Source organism: Mesorhizobium sp. B2-5-4 (assembly GCF_006441095.1).
GTDB classification, from domain to species: domain Bacteria; phylum Pseudomonadota; class Alphaproteobacteria; order Rhizobiales; family Rhizobiaceae; genus Mesorhizobium; species Mesorhizobium salmacidum.
This window is the reverse complement of record NZ_VFUR01000013.1, coordinates 52,561-72,835: the sequence shown is the minus strand read 5'-3', so window position 1 is coordinate 72,835 and position 20,275 is coordinate 52,561. Positions and strand designations below refer to the sequence as shown.

Below are 20,275 nucleotides of genomic sequence, written 5' to 3'. Positions count from 1 at the left end.
GATGCGTGACATCAGGTCAGGCGCCTTTCGCGGAGCGGTCGATCGTCGTGATGAATTGCGCCCGCTCGGCGCCGCCCGCCTTGATGCTAATCGAAGAGCAATTTTCAAATCCTCAGCGGTCACACCAAACACCCTGGCTCGATTGGTTTTGCTTGCACGGCAAGGGATGTTAATTAGGCTTTGCCGCGGGGCACCAATCCAGGGATTTCATGTGAGCGAAGCGCGCGATTTGTCGACAGGTGGGACGATGCTGAAATCGGCGCTGTCGCAGATGTTCGACCAAGCTCCAGGATTCATGACCTTGTTGCGCGAGCCAGGTCACGTTTTCGAATTGACCAACGGTGCCTATCAACGGCTGATCGGTAACAGGCAGGTCATTGGAAAATCGGTGCGCGAGGCCCTGCCCGAGCTTGCGGGCCAAGGCTTGTATGAAATGTTGGACCAGGTCTACGAAACCGGTGAGCCCTACAGGGGCCGAGGGGTCAAGGTCACTCTGCGCAACGGGGACGACGAACAGGTCGAAGAGCGCATCCTGGATTTCGTCTACCAGCCTATCAGAGCCGAGGATGGCCACATCACCGCCATTTTCATCGAGGGCACCGATGTAAGCGAACTTTCTTTTGCAAACGCGGCTCTTCAGCTGCGCGAAGATCACTTGCGGTCGATCCTGGCAACGGTGCCGGATGCGATGGTCGTTATCGACGAGCAAGCGTATATCCAGTCCTTCAGCACCGCTGCCGAAACGCTCTTCGGCTATCGGGCAAACGAAGTCATCGGTCAGAATGTCAATCTTCTCATGCCGTCCCCCTACCGCGAGGAGCACGACGCCTACTTGCAACGCTATCTCACGACCGGTGAACGCCGCATCATTGGGCTCGGCCGCACCGTTACCGGAATGCGCAAGGACGGCTCGACTTTTCCGATGGAACTTTCCGTTGGCGAGATGCATCCCGGAACTGGACGATTCTTTACCGGCTTCTGCCGCGACCTGACCGAGCGCCACAGGGCAGAGGCGAGAATTCAGGAGCAGCAGGTGGAATTGCTTCACATGGCCCGGTTTACCGCGCTTGGCGAAATGGCATCGACGCTGGCGCACGAGATCAACCAGCCGCTGACCGCGATCACGAACTATCTAAAGGGCAGTCGCAGGCTTCTCGAAGGCAGCACCGAAGCGAGTGCACCGATGCTGCGGGAGGCTGTCGAGAAGGCGGCGGAACAGGCGCTGAGAGCAGGAGAAGTCATTCGTCACCTTCGGGATTTCGTCGCCAGGGGCGAAAGCGAACGCCAGGTCCAGCGCCTGCCGGCTCTGATCGAGGAGGCCTCATCCCTAGCGTTGGTCGGCGCAAGGGAAATAGATTTGCTCGTCAGCTACAAGCTGGATCTTGCCGCCGAACTTGTCCTGGCCGATCGTATCCAGATCCAGCAAGTTCTGCTCAACTTGATGCGCAATGCGGTGGAAGCCATGCAAGGCGCGCTGCGCCGTGAATTACAGGTCACGACCGTTGCCCGCGAAGATGGCATGGCCGAGGTGAGCGTCATTGATACAGGCCCTGGCCTCGCGCCGGAGGTGTCGGCCCAGCTTTTCCAGCCCTTCGTCACCACCAAGAAACATGGCATGGGTGTCGGGCTTTCCATTTGCCGTACGATAGTCGAATCGCACGGCGGCCATATATGGGCTGAGGCGGTTCCGACGGAGGGCACCGCTTTCCGGTTCACCTTGCGCATCCTTGAAAGGGAAGAGGTCGCCGATGGCCGGGAATGATCTTGTGCACGTGGTCGATGACGACGTGGACGTTCGAAAATCGCTTGGTTTCCTTCTTGGCACGGCGAATTTCGCCGTACGGCTGCACGATTCGGCAACGGCCTTTCTCGACATGATGACCGGCAAGATCGAAGGATGCATCGTCACTGATGTGCGCATGCCTGGTATAGACGGCATCGAGTTCCTGCGACAGCTCAGGGCCCGGGGCCATACGGTTCCGACAATCGTCATGACAGGTCACGCCGATGTTGCCCTCGCCGTCCAGGCAATGAAGGAAGGAGCCGCCGACTTCATCGAAAAGCCATTCGACGACCAGATCCTGATCGACGCGATCCGCTCGGCACTCGATGGGGGCAAGCAGGTGGGCGCCACGCACCCTCAATCCGCTGAGATCGGCAGTCGCCTGTCGACTTTGTCGGAGCGCGAGCGGCAGGTCCTCAACGGGCTCGTGTCAGGGCTGCCGAACAAGACGATAGCCTACGACCTGGGCATCAGTCCGCGCACGGTCGAGATCCATCGTGCCAACGTGATGAGCAAAATGGCGGCCGGCAGCCTTTCACATCTCGTGCGCATGGCGTTGATCATGGAATCCAAAAGCTAAGCTGGACCTCCGACAGATTTGTCATGGCTGGCTGGGGTTCTTTCCGCCCGCCAATCGCGCCAATGAGTTGGCCGAATGTCGACAAGCGCGCCGGTCGCCGCATTCTGCCAGCCTTTGTCTGCCTTCCGGCAGGGAAACACAAGCGAGTGCCCGCCCTCCTCATCAAAGACGGCCAGTTCGAGGTCGCAGCCAGACGGCGCGCTTAGGATTTGCTTCCACATCGCAGCACGATCTTCACAAACGGCGAGCCGCGCATTGATTTGCATCATTTTTCGAGAATTCCGGGCTGCCATCCGCAGCTGCGTGGACGCCGGAAAAGGTGATGTGTGATCATTTGGCAAGCAGCCGACTTCTCCTACAGATTGATCCAACTCAATGCGCAAACATCGTCGAGGCGCGAAAACTGGCGGAGGCTTCCAAGGAACAATCGTATGAACCACATCGTATCCCATACCTCGTTTGCTACCTTCAACCACGCGGCCCAGCAGGCGCAGCAATGGGTCAACGAACTGGCCAAGGATCTCGGCTGGAGCGAGCCAAGCGCCTATCGGCTGATGAGATCCGTTCTGCGTACACTGCGCGACTGGCTGTCGCCTGCAGAAATGGCCGATCTATCGGCGCAGTTGCCAGTCCTGGTCCGTGGCGTTTACTTCGATGGCTGGAAACCATCGCCGTTGCCGGCGTTCGAGAGAACGAAGCGTGATTTTATCACGAGCGTCAGAGCCAGTTTCGGTCATGACGACGAGATCGATTTCGACGTCGCTATCAACGCCGTGTTCACGCTTCTCGACCGCCATATATCGCATGGCGAGATCGTGCAGGTCCGAAGCTCGATGAAGAAGTCGCTTCGTGAACTGTGGCCAGCGGACTGACCGATGCTCCGCGACAGACAGGATGCCGGAAGCTGGGCGCCTAACGGGAGAAGCTTTGGCTGCGAATCAATAGCGCAGTCTCGCTGGGCCACGTTCCTGGCGCGGGTGGAGCCCGAAGCCTCAATGCCCGTCTCGCCCTCCTGACCGTTGCAAGACGGGCGCCAGAGACCGTCCCAGGGACCATGACGACAGATTGGAGATTGCACCGATGCTGATCCGGATCCTTTCCGTACTGGAATGCACGAAGTTCTTGACCGCCAATCGCGTTGGCCACTTGGCTTGCGCCAAGGACGGGCAACCCTATCTCGTGCCGATCTACTACGCCCACGCCGACAATCATCTCTATGCGTTTTCCATGCCGGGCAAGAAGATCGAATGGATGCGAGCCAATCCGCTGGTGTCCGTTCAGGTTGGTGAACAGGGTGAAGGACGCAGATGGAAAAGCGTGGTCGTCGAGGGCCGTTTTGAAGAGCTGCCGGATCGGATTGGCCACAAGCTCGAACGGGACCATGCCTGGGCGATGTTGAGCAAGCACTCCAACTGGTGGGAGCCCGGCGCGCTCAAGCCAGTCATGCCTTCGGACAGCGCACCGCATGTGTTCTTCCGGCTCCTTGTGCAGCAGGTGTCGGGTCGGGAAGCCGTGGAATAGCTGGCGCTTGGCTGGCTTGGTAGGGCTGCTTTCTCGATCCGGGCAATTTGGCTGAAAGCTGCCCGCTGATTGGGGGATAGGTAGTTCTCCGTAGGGACATAACCGAATTCCGCAACACATGAATTGGCGCGATTGCTGTGTCACGGACAAAACCGGGGAAAACAGCCATGCACGCCTACACCGTCTCCAGAGTATTGCCTTCGCAATCCGATCAAATGAGCTTTCCCGCGGCATTCGATGGCACACAGCCGCAACCGGTCAGCTTCTATCCCGCAGGCTCGGAAATCTATGCCCAGGGCGAAAAGGCCGGAGCCCTCTATCAGGTCGAGTTCGGGGCCGTCCGTCTCTACCGCCTCCTCGCCGACGGTCGCAGGCAGATCAGCGCCTTTCACCTTGCAGGCGAGACTTTTGGCTTTGAAGCAGACGCCACGCATCACTTCTTTGCCGAAGCGATCAACATGACTGGTCTCCGTGCTGTCCGGCTCGCGGCCGGCGCGGATGTCTCGCGTAAACTGCTGCCGCTTGCCCTCAAGGGCCTGATACGGGCGCAGGAGCATCTCCTGGTCCTCGGGCGTCAGAGCTCCATCGAACGTGTCGCGGCCTTCCTCCTCGATATGGCGGAGCGCCAAGGTGGATTGCAGCCTGTCGAACTGCCGATGTCGAGGATGGACATCGGCGACTATCTGGGCCTCACGATCGAGACTGTATCGCGCGTGTTCACCAAGCTGAAGGACAAGGGCACGATACGTCTTCTCGGTCTGCGCAACGTCGAGATCGTCAGATACGATACCTTGCGCAATATCAGCGAATGAGCCGATTGGCTCGGATCACCGGCATGCCGATTCGGCCGAGCGTGGAGTGCCCTGCCCTTGACGGAAATCAAAACGGCGCGAGCATTAGCATTTCACATGGCGTCGACCAGCAGAGGTGTTTCGCGGTCGGAGGGAACGAACCCATGAATTACCAGCGTTTCTTCGAGGAGGCGATCGACCAGCTCCATGCCGAGCGTCGCTACCGCGTCTTCGCCGACCTCGAGCGCATCGCGGGCAAGTTCCCGCGCGCCATCTGGCGTGCCAACGGCCGCGCCGAGGAAATCACCGTCTGGTGCTCCAACGATTATCTCGGCATGGGCCAGCACGCGGACGTGATCGCAGCGTTCCAGAACGCGGCAGGCAAGATGGGCTCCGGCGCCGGCGGCACCCGCAATATTTCCGGCACGTCCAACCCGCTGGTCGAGCTGGAGCATGAGCTCGCCGACCTGCACGGCAAGGAAGCGGCTCTCGTCTTCACCTCCGGCTTCGTCTCCAACGAAGCCTCGATCTCGACCATCGCACGGCTTTTGCCCAATTGTCTGATTATCTCGGACGAGCTGAACCATGCCTCGATGATCGAAGGCGTGCGGCGCTCGGGTGCGGAAAAGAAGATTTTTCGCCACAATGACGTCGCGCATCTGGAAAGCCTTTTGCAGACCGCGGGGCGCGAACGCGCCAAGCTGATCGTCTTCGAGAGCGTCTATTCGATGGATGGCGACATCGCGCCGATCAAAGAGATCGTCGAGCTCGCCGAACGCTACAACGCCATGACCTATATCGACGAGGTCCATGCCGTCGGCATGTACGGACCGCGCGGCGGCGGCATCACCGAGCGCGAAGGCCTGGCCGACCGCATCGACATCATCGAAGGCACGCTGGCCAAGGCGTTCGGCACGCTGGGCGGCTACATCACCGGCACCAGCGCCGTCATCGACGCGGTGCGCTCCTATGCGCCGGGCTTCATCTTCACCACGGCGCTGCCGCCGGCGATCGCCGCCGCGGCCACCACGTCGATCCGGCATCTCAAGCGCTCGCAGGCCGAGCGCGACGCCCAGCAGCAGCAGGCGAGCCGAACCAAGCAGATCCTGTCCGCCGCCGGCCTGCCAGTGATGGAGTCGCCAACCCACATCGTGCCGCTGCTGGTTGGCGATCCGGAGCTCTGCAAGATGGCCAGCGACCGCCTGCTTGGCGTGCACGGCATCTACATCCAGCCGATCAACTACCCGACGGTGCCGCGGGGCACCGAGCGGCTGCGCATCACACCGACGCCGTTCCATTCCGACGCGCTGATCGCCGAACTGCAGGACGCGCTGGTCGAGACATGGGACGCGCTCGGCATTCCTTACGGGTCTGCGGGACGGCCTTCGGTCGCCAAGAGCGACCGGATCATTCCGCTATTGGTGCCCAAATCGGGCGGTTGACGGCGAGCGGCTAAAGCCGCCGCTTGGTCAAACAGTCTCCATCCATTTCGCCAGCCGGTGCACGGCTTCCTCGACCTGGTCGAGGCGGCGGTGGAAGCACAGCCTGAGGAAGGCTTCGCCGCCAGGCCGAAGGCGGTGCCTGGCGCCATGCTCGACTATGTATTGCCTGTCCTCGATGAACCCAGTCACGGAAAGCCCGTTTGGCATAGGCCGCGGTCAAGCCTAGGGAATGCACTCGATCAATGACATCGGCCGCAAGGCTCACTGCGTTCAGCCGTAGTACCGAATCTTTGAATTGGCAGCTCGATGAGTGGGGAAAGGCGGTAGCGCTCTAGCTCTAGCTCTAGCTCTAGCTCTAGCTCTAGCTCTAGCTCTAGCTCTAGCTCTAGCTCTAGCTCTAGCCCTAGCTCTACTATCATAACACCCATCTCATTCCCGACGGGTACACGCTTCACGGTTTGCGCCGTACCTTCGGCACATACCTCGCGGAATGCAACGTTCAGGCGCACGCCATCATGGAGGCAATGGGGCATTCCTCTATGACCGTAACGGACGACTACGTGCGTGAGGCAAACAAGAAGCGGATCGCGGTCGACATCGCTCGTGCGATCAATGAGCGCGAAGCCAAACGCGACGCCATGAAGCGACGAGCGGCCGTGCGAGTCGTCAAGTGATCAGATCGATCTGGAACAAAAGGTGGCCGCCACAGCATACCCGGGCCCATAACGGGCCCAAAACATTTTGGGCCGAGGCCAGTTTTCATCAACGAAATCAATGGTTATGGTGGGCCCGGAGGGTGTCATCGACTGTTTGTTTTTGTTATGTTTTTCGCGGGCACATGGCAAACATTCTTTCCGTATCGTTCCTTATGGCTCCGCGACCATCGCGCCGGGGATCGACACCGACACTAGGCGTCAAACGTCTCATTCGGAGCCACCTGCGGATTGGCGAGTTCTGGCGCAAAAAAAGCAGACACAAGGGCGCGAACTCATTAACGCAATGAGTACGCGCCCTATTAGCCCTAACCCAACAAGAGGTCAGTAATCCCAGAAGACCGGCACCCAACGAAAGACATCGCCGTCCATCGCCACATGGCCGACGGAGGGGAACGGCATATGCGTGGCCACCAGCAGCTCTCCGGTCTCCGCCAGCTCTCGCAAAAGTCGGGCCCGGACGCGAGCTGCCTCCTCGGGGTCGTGCTCGAAACCGTTGTGCCAGTCGGGGTGTTCGAATCCGACCGCGAACACGGCGTCGCCGGCAAACATCAGCCGGTCTTTGCCGGACGCCACGCGGACGATGCTGTGCCCGGGAGTGTGGCCGCCCGTTCGGGAGACGACCACGCCCGGCGCCACCTCGGATTCTTCATCGAATAGCCGCAGCTTGCTCTCATACTCCTTCCGGAACTGCTTGGCGGTTGCCCGAAGCGCGTCCGGGAAACCGGGCGGCATTGAGACCTGGGAGAAATCGGGCGACTCCCAGAATTTGACCTCGGCGGCCGCCACATGGATCCGCAGGTCCGGACGCAGGCGGTCTTTCACCCCGTCGACGAGCAGCCCGCCAACGTGGTCCATGTGCATGTGGGTAAGGACCACGTCGGTTACGGATCCAAGATCGATGCCGGCGGCCTCCAGTCGCTTGGTCAACTGCCCGGCCCGCGGCAAGTTCAACTCCGGGTCCAATCCCAGCCCAGCGTCGATGAGTATGGTCTGCCCGCCGCTGCGCACCACGACTGCGTTCAACGCCCAGTCGAAAGCGTCCAGGGGCAGGAACATGTCGTTCAGCCAGGCCGCACGCGCGGCCGGGTCGGCGTTGTGCCCCAACATCTTGGTTGGAAGCGGCAGCACCCCATCGCTGACCACCAGCACGTCAATCTCGCCGACCCGCACCGCATAGCGCGACGGAACCAGCTCTTCAGGCCCCGTTCTGTCGGGGTGTGAGGTTTTGTCCAGGTTCATGATTATCTCCTGCTGACCGCCGCTTTAGACGCGGCATCGACGACGTATATCGAGGCGTGTTTGCGGTCGATTGTGTCGAGGGAGAGGGCGAGCCACACCACGGGATAGGTTGCGGGGGCATCGAAATAAACGACCGACGCGTCGGCTTCTTTTGCCAGCAAATGGCGACCCGCTTAGACAAGGTCGCGACCAACTGCTTGCCCTTCAGTATCCCTTCACCCTGGCTGCTTGGATCTTCACTCGGGACGTCTGGCAGCCCTGTCCGCAATGCCGGACCGGCCATATCTCATGGATTTCCATGAGGTGCGGCCGAGGCATGGTCAAGTTAAGCTGGCAAGCCAATTCGCCACCCAGATATCCAAGGATGAGTGCTACACAAGGCGCTGACGGTCTCCGGCTTTCTTTGCCCGGTAGGAGAAGACAATGACGACAGCGTTTAAGTCCATTGGCGGAACCAACTCCGAAGCGTTGCGAGCGGCTCGGATCATCGAAGGCGTGGTCGGCAACGCGTGGGCGACAGACGCCTCGGGCAAATTCACCTACGTGACGCCTGGTACGCTGACGCTTCTCGGCACAACGCTAGAGGAACTCAATTTGCCTTCGGAAGGGGGCGCGGTGGGTTGGAAGCGGCTGATCCATCCAGACGATTACGACGGCGCCGTCGCAATGTGGCGCCGCTGCCTGCAAACGGGTGACCATTACAATATGGAGCATCGCATATTGCGCGCTAGAGGTGCTTACGGTTGGAGCAGGAGCTCGGGGCAGCCGTTGCGCGATAGCACAGGTCGTATCCTTGCATGGTACGGCGCACTGATTGATGGCGATATTCCGTCCGCAGCCAAGGAACAATTCGCTGACGTCATCAGTGATGCGCTCGAAAGCAAAGCCGTTTCCGACGCTCCGCATTCACTGAACCTTGTCCATCCAGATGACCGGACTGCCGCAGCTCACGCTGCCGCCCGCGCCTTCTGGACGGGCGTTCCTCAGGTGACGAGACACCGGCAACTCCAAGCCGACGGCAGTTATCGTTGGAATGAGACGCGGTCAGAGCCAGGATACAGTGTGAGTGTCGATATTGACGATCTGGTGACGGACAGGGAGCCGCCCACCTCGGCAGAGTTGGACCCGTCGGTCGGAAACGACGCTGAACCAATTCGATCGGCGAAGATCGTTGAGAGCATATTCGGAAACGGATGGGCATTCGATGCGGCCGGCAGATGGATTTACCTGCATCCGTTTGCGCAGAACTCTCTTGGCGTGACGCTGGAAGATTTGAACGCTTCTTTGCACGAGGGGCATACTGCCTGGAAGCGCGTACTTCACCCGGACGACTACGAGCAGATCGCAGCCACTTGGCGCCACTGTCTCAGGACAGGCGATCCCTTCAATGTCGAGTTTCGCTTTCGGCGCGCGAACGGCCTCTATGTCTGGGCTCGAACCGCCGCGCGACCAGCACGCGACAGTCATGGTCGTGTCGCGGGATGGTATGGCATCGCGCTTGACAATGACGTCTACAAGAAAACCGTGACGGCGCTGCGTGGCCGTGAGCGGGAACTTTCTCAGCTCGTCGACATGGTCCCAGTCCAGATCAGGCGTCTGACGCCTGAAGGCGAGCCGACCTTCTTCAACAAGCGCTTGCTTGACTTCTTCGGTTTGGACGGCGTGGCGGATTTGGACAAGCCGGCGATGAGCCGGCTGACGGCGGCGATACAATCTCTCGTCCATCCCGAAGATGCGGCGCGCCTCCTGGAGACCGTCCGCCATTCCCTGGTTACCGGCGAGCCATACTCCATGAAGTATCGCATGCGCCGTGCGGATGGCGCGTACCGCTGGGTGGATGGACGCGGTGAGCCGCTGCGTGATCACGGCGGCGCAATCGTGCAGTGGTATGCAATTTCCATCGACATCGACGACGAGATGCGCGCGCAGCAAGCTTTGCGCGACCGGGAGCGGGAACTCTCACAACTTGTCGATATGGTGCCGAGCTTCCTCTGGCGCCTATCTGCGTCGGGCGAGCCGGTCTTCTTCAGCAAGCGAATGGTCGAGTTTCTCGGTCTCGATGTAGGAGAATACGAGAATGCGGCAGGAAATGGTCTGACAGCCGCCATAGCGGCGATCGTACATCCCGACGACGCGGCCAAGCTGGAAGCTGCCCTCAACCACTCCATCATCACCGGCGAGAGCTTCTCCCTGAACTACCGCCTGCGTCGCGTCGACGGTGTCTTTCGCTGGATGTCGGGTCGTGCGGAACCGATGCGAAACGAGGATGGGGCCGTCGTCCAATGGTACGGTCTTTCGCACGACATCGACGACCAAGTGAAGGCCGAAGAAGCGCTGCGGAAGGGCAAGCGGCAGCTGGAGCAAATGATTGACGCCGTGCCCGTGAATATCCTGAGCTTCGCCCCTTCAGGCAGGATCACCTACACCAGCAAGCGATATCTGGAGAAGGTCGGTTCACCACCCACGCACATCGAGGACTTCGATGCTCTGGCTCGGGACCTGGCCCACCCTGAAGATTTTCCGACAATGTTCCGGAGGGCATCGAATGGCTTTGCGACCGGCCAGCCTTTTGTGAACCGGTTTCGTCGGCGCGAGAAGGATGGCGTCTACCGCTGGATAGAAGCACGAGCGCAGCCGCTACGGGATGCCGATGGCGCGATCGTGCAATGGTACATGGCTTCAATCGACATCGAAGACGAGATGCGAGCGCAGGAGGCGTTGCGCGAAAGAGAGCGCGAACTTCAGCAGCTTGTCGATGCCTTGCCGGTCCACATCTGGAGCTGGACGCCCGATGGCAAGTTGGCCTACGTCAACAGGCGGTCTTTGGAGGATCTCGGCATCTCCGGGGCGAACTTCGAAGATTTCACCAGGGTGGCGCAAGAGCTGGTTCACCCCGAAGATGCTCCCGAGGTGCTCGCTACGTCGGCCAACTGCCTCAAAACTGGCAACTCCTTCATCATGCGATATCGCCGGCGTTGGAAGGACGGCAATTATCGCTGGATAGAGGGGCGTTGCGAGCCTCTGCGCGATCGAGACGGAACGATCGTGCGCTGGTACCAGGTTTCCATCGACATCGACGATGAGATGCGCGCACAGGTGGCGCTGCGCGAGAGAGAACGTTCGCTGTGGCAGCTGGTTGAAACGCTGCCGGTGATGATCGATTGCGCCGCGCCGAATGGCGAGCCGATATATCGCAGCCGTCAGCTCCGCGAATTCCTCGGATATGAGTTGGAGTCACTGGACGGCAAGGGAAAGTCCCGCCTGGCCGGCACGCTCGACGAAAGTGTTCATCCTGACGATTTGGCGGGTGTCAAAACGAACTATGCTCATTCGTTGGCCACTGGCGAACCGTATGCGCGGAGGCACCGTCTGCGGCGCTTCGATGGCGAATATTGCTGGGTCGATATGCGCGCAGCGCCGATGCGCAATGCCGAAGGGGCGATTGTTCAGTGGAACGTCGTCTGCCTGGACATCGACGGTGAAGTTCGAGCGCAAGAAGAGCTGCGTCTGGCGCAAGAGAGACTTGCACGTGCGAGCCAGGCGGCGAGTCTTGCCGAGCTTTCGGCCTCTATCGCGCATGAGGTGAACCAGCCTCTGGCGGCTGTCGTCGCCAACTCGTATGCCTGCCAGCGCTGGCTCACGGCCGAACCGCCAAATATCGAGCGGGCGCAGAAGACGGTGGAGCGCATTATCCGGGATGCCAACTCGGCGGCGGATGTCGTCAGCCGCATCCGCGCCTTATTCAAGCAGTCCGCAGACGCGATGGCCTACACAACACTCGGCAGCGTCATCGCGGAGGCGCGCGACCTCATCGCTGAAGAGGCGGCGCGGCGTCGTGTTCGTATGGACATCGATGTCGAAAGCGACCTGCCTATTGTCGCGCTCGATCGGGTGCAGATTCAGCAGGTTCTGGTGAACCTCATCCGCAATGGCATGGACGCGATGGACTCTGTTGCGGGCGACAGAGCTCTTGGACTTCGCGTGCGCCGGATAAGGGATGCGATCCAGATCGAAATCAGCGATCGTGGCCCGGGCATCGAGTTTCCCGACCGAATATTCGAGCCGTTCTTTACGACGAAAGAGCACGGCATGGGCATGGGGCTCGCGATCTGCCGTTCGATCGTCGAGTCGCACGGCGGACGGTTGTGGGTGGAGAAGAACGAGCCGCACGGAACGACGTTCGTCTTCACAATGCCCGTTGAAATGAAAGCGGCAGCATGACGACCCGCAATCACATGGTCTTCATCGTCGATGACGACGTGCGCATCCGGGAAGCGCTTGGTGAGCTACTAGAGTCGCATGGCATGCGCGCCATCGCGTTCGGATCGGCCGGCGACTATGTCCTGGCGGACAAGCCGGACGTCCCCGCCTGCCTCATCCTCGACGTGGAATTGCCGGACATCAACGGCCTCGATCTGCAGAAGCAAATCGCCGAAGGCGATCATCCGCCGATCGTCTTCATAACAGGGCACGGCGACATCCCATCCTCGGTGCGTGCTATCAAACACGGCGCCGTGGACTTCCTGACAAAGCCTTTCAGTGACGCGGACCTCATGGCCGCAATCCAGACGGCGATCGCCCAGGATCGGGAAAGGCGATCGGAGCGCGCCGAACTCGCCATGTTGAGGCAACGCTATCTAGAGCTCACGCCGCGCGAGCGCGACGTGCTGCCGCTTGTCGTGAGCGGTCTCCTCAACAAACAGGCCGCGGCTGAGTTGGGGATCAGCGAGGTTACGTTGCAGATCCATAGAAGGAAAGTGATGCAGAAAATGATGGCGGCGTCGCTCGCCGATCTCGTGCGCATGGCGGAACGATTGGAGATACCGATTACCCACTCTCGACGAGCGGGAGGGAGCTGAGTGTGAACAAGTTGCGACCTGTCGTGGCGGTTGTCGACGACGATCCCAGAGTCCTCGAGTCGCTGGAGGACCTCCTGGAATCCGCGGGCTATGTAGCTTGTTGCTTCTCTTCGGCGCGATCGCTGCTCGCCTGCGGACTGTCGGGCGTGGACGTGCTCATCACCGACATCGGAATGCCCGGCACGGATGGCTTCGAACTTCGCGACCTGGTGAAGAAGGCTCGTCCGGAATTGCCGGTGTTCCTTATCACCGGCCGCCACGAGATAGCGGATCAGTTTCGCGCACAGGGTATTAGCGGTTTTTTCCGCAAGCCTTTCGACGGTCAAGCCCTGCTTGCGGCGATCGCCAATGCCTTACGCTACGGGGAAATGGAGGGTAATCATGAGAGTTGACCAACCGCTGCAGCGCAGATCGGCGCCGTTGTCGCAGCGGAAAGGTGAAGCGGAGCAGCCGGTCGTCATTGTTGTCGATGACGATGCGTCTGTTCGCGAGGCGCTTTCGGAGTTGATCCTGTCGGCGGGATTCCAGCCAGCCAGCTTTGCCTCGACCCGCGAATTGCTTGGAGCCGGCATATTGGATAGTCCCGGCTGCTTGATCCTCGATGTCCGCATGCCTGGAGCAAGTGGCCTCGATCTGCAGCATGACCTGGCTCGAAACGGCAACTTCAAGCCCATCATCTTTCTGACCGGGCACGGTGACATTCCGATGACCGTCCAGGCGATGAAGGCCGGCGCCGTGGACTTTCTCACCAAGCCTGTGCGGGACCAAACGCTGCTTGATGCCGTGATTGCGGGCATTGCCATGGACGCCAGGCGGCGGGCGGAAGCCGCGGTGGTAATGCGCAATGTCGAACGCCTCGAGACGCTTACCCCACGCGAACGCCAGGTCCTGCGTGAAGTAGCGCATGGGCGGCTGAACAAGCAGATCGCGTTCGAGCTCGGCATAAGCGAGATCACCGTCAAGCTGCATCGCGGCAATGTCATGCGCAAGATGGAGGCGGCCTCCATCGGCGAGCTGATCCGGGCGTGGGAAACACTGCCCGCTCCGATGCGCGAGGCCGGCGCGGGCAAGACTTTGGCTTGAACGGGTCTGGGCGTCGACGGAGAGAACCGTCGTCGGTCAGGTCTGAGATCGAATTGGTGGACGCGATGAATCAACCGGACTGAGGCGATTCAGCTTCTCACGTAATGCCTGATCCGTTCCATATTTTTGTTTGCGGTCTATTCGTCGAAGGGTGTGTTCGAAACCATGTCGACGGAAGAAGGCACTCGATACCCAGGGACGTAGCGTTCACCGAAATCCCGAACGAAATTGTCATAGGTCGTTTCGGGCCTTGTCTCGGCGATGTGGCAGAAGCACCGTGTCATGCGCCGCTTCATGTCGAGCCGCGGGAACTCGCTGACGATCCTTGCGACCTCCGCGGCTGGAATGTCTCATACTGCAGGCCTACGACATCCAGGCAGATCCCGGCAGTACAGAGCGCCACCTCCGTTTCCTTGTGGAGACCGATCGATGGTGTCGAGTTGAGGGCGACGCTATCCCAGATTAGTTGGGCTCGGCGCTCGTCGATGCCGGCTTGCCTCGCGAAGACCCGAGCCAGATCGGCGCCTTCAACTTCGAACCGACGCACCGTTGAAGCGCTCGTTAAGCGTAAGGTCGTGCAACAGCGCGCCGACGGCTACGACTTCCGCGTCGTAATCGATGTTGCGAAGCTGTCCCATCCGCTCCGCAAACATCCAGGACCGGATGACGTGATTGAAAAGATAAGGCTCACATTCCGCGCGGGCATAGTCGAGGGCGCGTTGCACCAACGGCGTGTCGGGAACCGAAATCCCTGCGAGCTCCCGACTGTTGGCGCTGTTCATCTTCCTGGTCTCCTCAGTGGATTTCGTGCAGCAGGGCGAGAAGTTCATTGTCCGGTGACGGCTGCGGTCATCGTCAAGAATCGGACATAAGCGATCATGTGAGGCCTAGACCTCCGTCGACGGCGACGACCTGCCCGGTCACCCATTCGGACGCCGGATCGGCGAGATGCAGAATCCACCTGGCCACGTCGTCCGGGCTGCCGCGTCGTCTGAGCGGTATCTGCGCGCGCTCCGCTTCCTCGATAACGGCAGCATGCTCCGGGGAGAGCCCCATCATGCCCGTCAGCGCGCCGGATTCGGTCGGGCCGGCAGCAACGGCGTTGACGCGCACCCCCTCAGGCGCGAGCTCGAGCGCCCAACAGCGGGTCAGATGCTCCAGCGCCGCTTTGCTGGCGGCGTAGTGGGAGGGGCCAGCACCGGGCTTGTGACCGAACGTGCTGGAGATGTTGATGATTGTTCCCTTCGTCGCCGTCAGATGCGGAAGTGCTGCCGCCGCCAGTAGGCTAGGACCGACGACATTGGCAGCAAATATGCTCGTGATCTGCTCAGCGCTAGCATCACGCAGGGGCAGGAGAGCACCGGCGCCGGCATTGTTTACCAACACGTCGAGGCGACCCCATGTGTCGATTGCCCTGGCGATGGTGCGCGGGGCATCTTCGGGCTTCGCGACGTCGGCGACGAGGCTGACAATATTCGGGTGCTCGGCGACCGTTTGCTTTAGCGGCGTCGCGCGGCGGCCGGTTACCATCACCTTTGCGCCTTGCCTGGCGAAGCCAATCGCCGTGGCGCGCCCGATGCCCGAGCTTCCACCGGTGACGATGACGACCTTGTTGTCAAATACGGACATGGCTTTGCTCCTAGCCGGCACGACGTGGCGACGTCAGATCGCGCAATTTTTCGATAAGCATCGCAGCCCTCCTTATCCTATCGACCGGACCGCCGAATGCTCCGCGGCGAGGTCTTCTTCCTGCTCGAACCGGTCCAGGAAAACCGGGCTTTCATTCGCCGTAGGGTGTGGTCAGTTCCTGCTCGTCGGTATCGACGACGAACACGGCGAGCAGCTTGGCAGGCTCAGACGCGCTGGCATTCTCGCTGACGCCGTGCCGGTCGCCCGGAAACTCGGAAAACCTCTCGCCGGCGTGATAAGTTGTGACCGGCCCATCGTTGACCTTGCTGCGGATCGCTCCTTCAAGCACGGTCGCGTAGATAAAGGCCGACTTTGGATGCGTATGTGCCGAGGAGGTGCCGCCGGGCTCGTACTCGACCAATACGGCGCGCATGCTCTTGCCTGGCACGTTGGGCAGCGGCTGGTCGTAGACGAGCTTGACGTTCTCGCCGATCGTATCGTGGGCAAGTGCCCCGCTTGCGAGAATCGTTATGGTTGCTGCACTGCAGAGGAAGGTCTTGATCACTTGTCTGGCTCCAGTCGCGGTTTGATGTGATTGGGGGCCGCCGGTCGGAGGGGAGGACGGCCGGCGGCAGGCTCTCGCTGGCGGTATGGCGTGAGCCTATGACTTGAGGAAAGCGAGAATGTCGTTGTTCACCAGTTCGGCATGGGTCGTGCACATGCCGTGCGGCAGGTTCTCGTAGGCCTTGAGCGTACCGTGCTTCAGGAGCTTTGCGGATAAAGGGGCGGAATCCGCGAATGGCACGATCTGATCATCCGTGCCGTGCATAACGAGAGTTGGAACGTCGATGATTCTGAGGTCGTCGGTGAAATCGGTTTCCGAGAAGGCCTTGATGCCGTCGTAGTGCGCCTTGGCGCCGCCCATCATGCCCTGCCGCCACCAGTTCTGGATGACGCCCGGGATCGCTTTCGCGCCCGGCCGGTTGAAACCGTAGAAAGGCCCTGATGGGAAATCGATGTAGAATTGCGCCCGGTTGTCGGCGAGCGACTTGCGCAGCCCGTTGAACACCTCGATTGGAAGGCCGCCAGGATTTGCCGGCGTCTTTACCATGATCGGCGGCACTGCGCCGATGAGGACGAGCTTGGCGGTGCGCGCCTTGCCATGGCGGGCGACGTAGCGGGCCGCTTCCCCGCCGCCGGTCGAGTGGCCGATATGGATAGCGTCCCTCAAGCCGAGATGCTCGATCACCGCCGCCGCATCGGCAGCATAGTGATCCATGTCGTGACCGTCGCTCACCTGTGCGGAGCGGCCGTGCCCGCGCCGGTCATGGGCGATGGCGCGATATCCTTGGTCGACGAAAAAAAGCATCTGTGCGTCCCAGTCGTCGGCGCTGAGCGGCCAGCCATGGTGGAAGACGATCGGTTGGGCATCCCTCGGACCCCAGTCCTTGTAATAGATCTCAGTGCCGTCCTTGGTGGTAATGGTGCTCATCGTCATTGGTCCTTTGTCTGGTCTGGGAGAGGGAAGGTATTTCGCCCGCCCTGCTTGCGCGGGCGCGGCTATGGAGAGGCCGGTTGCCACGGTGACCGCGAGTGCGCCTAACAAGATGTCGCGGCGCGATGCTCCGGCGGAGGAGGAAAAGTCGTCTTTCATCGGCTCACTCTTTTCGCGTTGAAGCTGGACGGCGCGTCATCGGGCGATGCGCGACCGCGGTGGATCAGGGTCGTGTGAGCGGGGCGTGGGCGAACCAGTCCTCGAAACGGATCGCTCCGATGCGTGGATGATCACCGGGGACCAGCGAGTTGTCGTCCAGTTCCGTGCCGAAATAGCGCGCGTGGGGATCCCCGATCACCTTGCGCGGATCGTTCGCCGCCCTCAGGAACCGCGCGACGAGATCGCTCATGCGGATAGGCTCAGGCCCCGCGATCTCGATGGTGCCGTTGATCGGGGCGGAGAGCGCGACTTCCGTCATGGCGTCGGCCACGTCGTCCGATGCGATCGGCTGAAAGTAGGCGGACGGAAGAGTTACGGTATCGCCGACCGTTGCCGACTGGGCGATGCCGCCCAGGAATTCGAAGAATTGCGTCGAATGAACGATGGTGTAGGGAATTCCAGACTCCCGGATCAGCTTTTCCTGCGCCATCTTGGCGCGCAGGTAGCCGCTATCGGGCAGGCGCTCGGCGCCCACGATCGAGAGCGCGATGTGGTGTTTGACGCCGGCCGTCTTGCCTGCCGCGAGGAGGTTCCGTCCGGAGGTCTCGAAGAATTCCAGAACGGCCCTGTCCTCGAACGAAGGCGAATTTGCGAGATCAATGACGACCTGCGCTCCGGCGAGAGCTACCGTCAGGCCCTCGCCCGTGACGGTGTTGACGCCGCTGTTCGGTGAAGCAGCGAGCACTTCATGACCCTTCTTGCGCAGCCTCTCGACGGTCTTCGAACCGATGAGTCCTGTGCCGCCTATGATGACGATTTTCATATCCAATCTCCTGTCTTGCGTGCTGAATTGCGTTGCGGAACGGAAATGCCGGCCGTTGCGGGCAGCCGGCTCTTCACCGAGCTGAGGCGGCGTCCTCGATGAGCGCAGCGACCTCGTCGGGATGCGAAACCATCACTGCGTGGGAAGCACCCCCAACGACCACGGTCTTCACGGCATGCGCGCGTTCAGCCATGAACTTCATGACCGCAGGCGGGATGTTTCGATCGGCTGAGCCATAGATCGCGTACGAGGGGATAGTCTTCCATGAAGCGGCGCCGGATGGCTCCGCCAGAGCGGCTTTGGCGACGGGACGTTGGGTCGCCGCCATCAGGCTGGCCTCGGCCGACGGTATGTCGGCCGCGAACTGCTCGTGGAACTTTTCCGACTGAATATAGAGGTCCTGGCCTCCGTCAGGCTGCGCCACTGGCAGAAGCGCGTCGCCCAGCGTGCTGCCGGGGAATCTTGCCGAAAGCGTGAGGCTGGACTCGCCGGTCTCCGGCGCAAACCCGGCCACATAGACCAGCGCCTTCACATTGCTCTTTCCGTTGGCTGCCTCGGTGATGACCGGCCCGCCATAGGAATGGCCGACCAGCACGACCGGCCCCGAGATCGAGCGGATGACGGCCGAAACCGCCGCTGCATCGCCCGCGACGCTGCGAAGGGGATTGGCCGCAGCGATGGCTTTGTAGCCGTCCTTGTTGAGGTCGGCGATCACCGCGTTCCAGCTCGACGACTCGGCGAAGGCGCCATGCACAAGCACGATTGTCGGCTTGATCCGCCGGCCCGCGGGTTGGCCCATGGCGTCACCCGAAGCGGCAAACGCCGCGGCGAGCATCAGAATTCTCGTAATCTTTTGCACTTTCCTTCTCCTTTGCGACCGGGACGTGACCAGCTGCAGGGAAGAATGCTCCGAGCCTGTGTGCCGAACTATTCTACGGGGGGATCGGTCTTCCGATGCGAAGGTCTAGGGCGGATGCATTCGGAGACTGGAAATCCTGGCCGACGAAAGGCAAAGGGCAGCACGAGGCATCGATCGGTCAGACGATCAGGGTAAAGTGGGCGGCGGCCGAAGGGGACGGCTGAAGAGCGAAACGCCACATGAGAGGCATAGGCCAATACTGCTGGGCGTTGTAGGCCGGGAGTCGGACAAGCAGACGACCGACCTCCATAAAGTCCTGGCCACCGATCGAACCGGCTTAGCCCAACGAGATCTGCAGTACGGCATATACCACGGTATGGTCGGCCCTCTCCCTCGATCCAATCGATGGCAAAGGCCCGTCGAAATAGCGTCCCTGGAGACAGAGGCCGTTGCCGAACAGACGAGGCTGAGATGCTAAGCGCAGAGATAAAAGCCGACCCAGCGGGCGGGCATGCGCGTGACTCATCCGCCGAAGCCGCTCGGTACGACCTGCACACGAAGCCGCCGACAGCCGGCGCCGTTCACGATCTGGGCAATCTTATCCAGATCGCGTTATCCGCGCTCAACCGCATCGCACGGGACCCTAACGTCTCGGTGGCTCCCGCGCTCGAGCCCGTGATCGGCAGCGCCAGGACGGCCTTGCTGCGGGCCGGCGCGCTTGTCCGGGAGACGATAAGCAGGGCTCAAGAGAGCCATCCCGAGATTGACGAAACCGACGTTAGCGCTTGCCTGACCGAGGTCGAGGCCCTCATCCGGCATGCTTGCGAGCCGCACATCCAGCTTGATGTCAGTGTCGGGTCCGGCCTGCCTCGCGCGAAATGCGATCGCTTGGGCCTGCAGAATGCGGTCTTGAATCTCGTATTCAACGCGCGTGACGCAATGCCGGACGGCGGTTTGATCTCGATCGACGCCGCCGCCGTTCAAGGCCATGCCGCTCTTATCGAGCTTCGTATCGTCGATAGAGGTATCGGAATGACGCAGCAGACCGTTGCCCGCGCCTTCGAGCCATTTTTCACCACGAAGGGCAAGGGCCTGGGCGGTGTCGGCTTGCCGATGGTGAAGCATTTCGCCGCGGAGCACGGCGGAAGCGTCGAGATCGAGAGCATCCTGGGGGCTGGCACGACCGTGATCCTGCGAGTGCCGGCAGCACCGTTGCAACTCGACGCCGGACAAACCGATCGACCTGCCTTGTGAAGGCTGAGCGCTTGCAAATGGACGCGAAGGCCACGGAAATAC

19 protein-coding genes and 1 pseudogene are annotated in these 20,275 nt (G+C 61.0%); 12 read left to right on the top strand and 8 right to left on the bottom strand.

The genetic code is table 11. From position 1 onward, the window contains the following. The first annotated feature begins 247 nt into the window (after window positions 1-247). The 6 genes from FJ492_RS17735 (at window position 248) to hemA (ending at window position 6,117) form a co-directional block, all read left to right on the top strand. A complete protein-coding gene (locus FJ492_RS17735; RefSeq protein ID WP_246676059.1) occupies window positions 248-1,762 on the top strand; it encodes a PAS domain S-box protein in 1,515 nt (504 codons plus the stop codon). Next, window positions 1,749-2,363, top strand: coding sequence for a response regulator FixJ (gene fixJ / locus FJ492_RS17730; RefSeq protein ID WP_140509367.1), 615 nt, complete (start codon window positions 1,749-1,751; stop codon window positions 2,361-2,363). Before FJ492_RS17735 ends, fixJ begins: the two co-directional genes overlap by 14 nt. Before the next feature lie 431 nt (window positions 2,364-2,794). Then, window positions 2,795-3,235, top strand: a complete 441-nt coding sequence (locus FJ492_RS17720) for a DUF2267 domain-containing protein (protein WP_140771217.1) — start codon at window positions 2,795-2,797, stop codon at window positions 3,233-3,235. Window positions 3,236-3,443: 208 nt separating this feature from the next. Further along, complete coding sequence (locus FJ492_RS17715; RefSeq protein WP_140771214.1) at window positions 3,444-3,884, top strand: pyridoxamine 5'-phosphate oxidase family protein; 441 nt, start codon at window positions 3,444-3,446, stop codon at window positions 3,882-3,884. Between the two features lie 167 nt (window positions 3,885-4,051). Next, a complete protein-coding gene (locus tag FJ492_RS17710) occupies window positions 4,052-4,696 on the top strand; it encodes a helix-turn-helix domain-containing protein (protein ID WP_140771212.1) in 645 nt (214 codons plus the stop codon). Between the two features lie 143 nt (window positions 4,697-4,839). Next, window positions 4,840-6,117 carry a 5-aminolevulinate synthase gene (gene hemA, locus FJ492_RS17705; protein WP_140771209.1) on the top strand — a complete coding sequence of 426 codons (1,278 nt, stop codon included), beginning with the start codon at window positions 4,840-4,842 and terminating at the stop codon, window positions 6,115-6,117. 27 nt (window positions 6,118-6,144) lie between these two features. Here the strand turns inward: hemA and FJ492_RS17700 are convergent. Further along, window positions 6,145-6,266: pseudogene (locus tag FJ492_RS17700) on the bottom strand (aspartate aminotransferase); the annotation flags it as partial. A 309-nt stretch (window positions 6,267-6,575) separates the two neighbouring features. Between FJ492_RS17700 and FJ492_RS29490 the strand changes: the two are divergent. Next, window positions 6,576-6,791 (top strand): hypothetical protein, encoded by a 216-nt coding sequence (locus tag FJ492_RS29490; RefSeq protein ID WP_348641912.1) that lies wholly within the window; start codon window positions 6,576-6,578, stop codon window positions 6,789-6,791. A gap of 363 nt (window positions 6,792-7,154) precedes the next feature. Here FJ492_RS29490 and FJ492_RS17690 read toward each other — a convergent pair whose 3' ends face one another. Next, window positions 7,155-8,072 (bottom strand): MBL fold metallo-hydrolase, encoded by a 918-nt coding sequence (locus tag FJ492_RS17690; protein WP_140717358.1) that lies wholly within the window; start codon window positions 8,070-8,072, stop codon window positions 7,155-7,157. A 423-nt stretch (window positions 8,073-8,495) separates the two neighbouring features. Here FJ492_RS17690 and FJ492_RS17685 point away from each other — a divergent pair, with 423 nt between their 5' ends. Genes FJ492_RS17685 through FJ492_RS17670 form a run of 4 tightly spaced genes read left to right on the top strand, consistent with a single transcriptional unit; the run spans window position 8,496 to window position 14,014 of the window. Next, window positions 8,496-12,293 carry a PAS domain-containing protein gene (locus FJ492_RS17685; protein ID WP_140510879.1) on the top strand — a complete coding sequence of 1,266 codons (3,798 nt, stop codon included), beginning with the start codon at window positions 8,496-8,498 and terminating at the stop codon, window positions 12,291-12,293. After that, window positions 12,290-12,931, top strand: a complete 642-nt coding sequence (locus FJ492_RS17680) for a response regulator (RefSeq protein WP_140510877.1) — start codon at window positions 12,290-12,292, stop codon at window positions 12,929-12,931. Before FJ492_RS17685 ends, FJ492_RS17680 begins: the two co-directional genes overlap by 4 nt. A 2-nt stretch (window positions 12,932-12,933) precedes the next feature. Next, on the top strand, window positions 12,934-13,323 hold the full coding sequence (locus tag FJ492_RS17675) for a response regulator (RefSeq protein ID WP_140717352.1): 390 nt from the start codon (window positions 12,934-12,936) through the stop codon (window positions 13,321-13,323). Next, window positions 13,313-14,014, top strand: coding sequence for a response regulator transcription factor (locus FJ492_RS17670; RefSeq protein ID WP_140510873.1), 702 nt, complete (start codon window positions 13,313-13,315; stop codon window positions 14,012-14,014). Before FJ492_RS17675 ends, FJ492_RS17670 begins: the two co-directional genes overlap by 11 nt. 527 nt (window positions 14,015-14,541) lie before the next feature. Here the strand turns inward: FJ492_RS17670 and FJ492_RS29240 are convergent. The 6 genes from FJ492_RS29240 to FJ492_RS17640 form a co-directional block, all read right to left on the bottom strand. Next, a complete protein-coding gene (locus FJ492_RS29240) occupies window positions 14,542-14,796 on the bottom strand; it encodes a hypothetical protein (RefSeq protein ID WP_246676052.1) in 255 nt (84 codons plus the stop codon). Between the two features lie 94 nt (window positions 14,797-14,890). Beyond that, a complete protein-coding gene (locus FJ492_RS17660; protein ID WP_140771207.1) occupies window positions 14,891-15,643 on the bottom strand; it encodes an SDR family oxidoreductase in 753 nt (250 codons plus the stop codon). Between the two features lie 151 nt (window positions 15,644-15,794). Further along, on the bottom strand, window positions 15,795-16,175 hold the full coding sequence (locus FJ492_RS17655) for a cupin domain-containing protein (protein WP_246672930.1): 381 nt from the start codon (window positions 16,173-16,175) through the stop codon (window positions 15,795-15,797). A gap of 129 nt (window positions 16,176-16,304) precedes the next feature. Further along, entirely contained in the window at window positions 16,305-17,135 is an 831-nt protein-coding gene (locus tag FJ492_RS17650) for an alpha/beta hydrolase (protein ID WP_181166101.1), read from the bottom strand. 226 nt (window positions 17,136-17,361) lie between these two features. Beyond that, entirely contained in the window at window positions 17,362-18,120 is a 759-nt protein-coding gene (locus tag FJ492_RS17645; RefSeq protein ID WP_140510867.1) for an SDR family oxidoreductase, read from the bottom strand. Between the two features lie 73 nt (window positions 18,121-18,193). Then, the gene (locus FJ492_RS17640; protein WP_140717387.1) at window positions 18,194-18,955 is read right to left on the bottom strand and encodes an alpha/beta hydrolase; all 762 of its coding nucleotides are present in this window, start codon (window positions 18,953-18,955) and stop codon (window positions 18,194-18,196) included. Window positions 18,956-19,450: 495 nt separating this feature from the next. Here FJ492_RS17640 and FJ492_RS17635 point away from each other — a divergent pair, with 495 nt between their 5' ends. Continuing rightward, window positions 19,451-20,233, top strand: coding sequence for an ATP-binding protein (locus FJ492_RS17635; protein ID WP_140771205.1), 783 nt, complete (start codon window positions 19,451-19,453; stop codon window positions 20,231-20,233). Window positions 20,234-20,275 lie beyond the last annotated feature (42 nt).